This window comes from Pontimicrobium sp. MEBiC01747, from assembly GCF_053601635.1.
Genome location: NZ_JBSHNS010000235.1, coordinates 1 through 1,258, shown reverse-complemented (window position 1 = coordinate 1,258; position 1,258 = coordinate 1). Strand labels below are relative to the sequence as shown.

General features: G+C 28.8%; 1 protein-coding gene and 1 pseudogene. One reads left to right on the top strand and one right to left on the bottom strand.

Annotated elements, in window-relative coordinates; all coding sequences use genetic code 11:
* Window positions 1-269: pseudogene (locus ACVC2P_RS07745) on the bottom strand (hypothetical protein); the annotation flags it as partial.
* A gap of 338 nt (window positions 270-607) precedes the next feature.
* Between ACVC2P_RS07745 and ACVC2P_RS07740 the strand changes: the two are divergent.
* Window positions 608-1,060, top strand: coding sequence for a hypothetical protein (locus ACVC2P_RS07740; protein WP_452597907.1), 453 nt, complete (start codon window positions 608-610; stop codon window positions 1,058-1,060).
* Window positions 1,061-1,258: the final 198 nt, after the last annotated feature.

Sequence of the window (1,258 nt, the reverse complement as noted above, 5' to 3'; positions counted from 1 at the left end):
TCATTCCACTCTACATCTATTTCAGAACACTCAATACGCTCTTCTGTATCATCTAAAATCATACTTCCCATTCCTGTAAGTAACCAACGTGAACTCACCTCTTTATAAGTAGAGATAAATCGCTCTATATTAACCTCAGAAAGTCCAGTGGTTTTATCTAAAACACCATTTGCAATGCCTGTTTCTATATAAAACTGTCGCTTACTCAAACCTTTAAATGCTATATAATGAAGCATTCTTTGTTTTAAACTTGAGATATTTTTCTCCATTTATTATTAAGTTGAGATATTTTTCTATATATTTGTTTTGTATTAAAGGTGTTTATAACACAAATAACACCCTTAACTACCAAATGTACATAAAAAACAAACGCCCCTTTAATTATAGGCGTTATAAATATATGCCTAAAAATAATTTATAGGTTGAATTATTAATGGCTGTAGTATATACAATGCTAGCTTGTATATACTTAAACAAAAACATAGAATAGACCCTTAACCAGTTCCCTATTTTAAAGCTTTCCCTAAAAGCTAGGGGTCTTTTTATATCTGTGTTCTCAATCTTGTATTGAGAAGACAAAAACAACTATTAATCATAAAAAAATTAAATGAGTATTGTGACTATAGAAATAGCCCCATTACAAATAATAATAGCTAGCGAAGATGAACAGTATAAAAAGAACTTAGAATGTTATTTTAACAACTATTATCCTTTTGTAGATGTATTTTTAGTAAAAACCACTACAGAGGCACTCGCTTATTTTAACGATAAGCCACCCTTTAAGTTTTTAATACGTAAACCCGAAACGCCTTTAAATAAAGCAGATTTAAAAAACTGTAAAGCAACAGAGATACGAGATGTTAATTTAAGGCTAGTAGTGTTTCAAAACCAACATAAAAAGGCTGTAAAGGCTATAAATAAAAAAACAATACACTATTTAAAACAAGAGAAGCTCCTATTTATAGGCATGTCTACATTTGCTGTATTGGGTATGCTAAAACATAAAGGTTTAAAACATCGTTTTTATAAGATTTTGGCGCATGGGTCAAGCTTATTATAACAATACGGATAACCGTATTTAAACTATTCCAATTATTATAATATTTAACCACATTATTTTACATGAAAAAAACAAAAACAAACCCTAACCTTTAAGAGCATTGTTTTACAAGGTAAAACTACTCGCAGATTATTTTAAGTGTTTATGTGCTAGGTTGATAAATAAAACATAAATAATTAAAATTTAAAAACATGACAC

Coding starts and splice junctions, on each gene's coding strand:
- ACVC2P_RS07740 (WP_452597907.1), top strand. CDS start 608: ATGAGTATTGTGACTATAGAAATAGCCCCATTACAAATAATAATAGCT.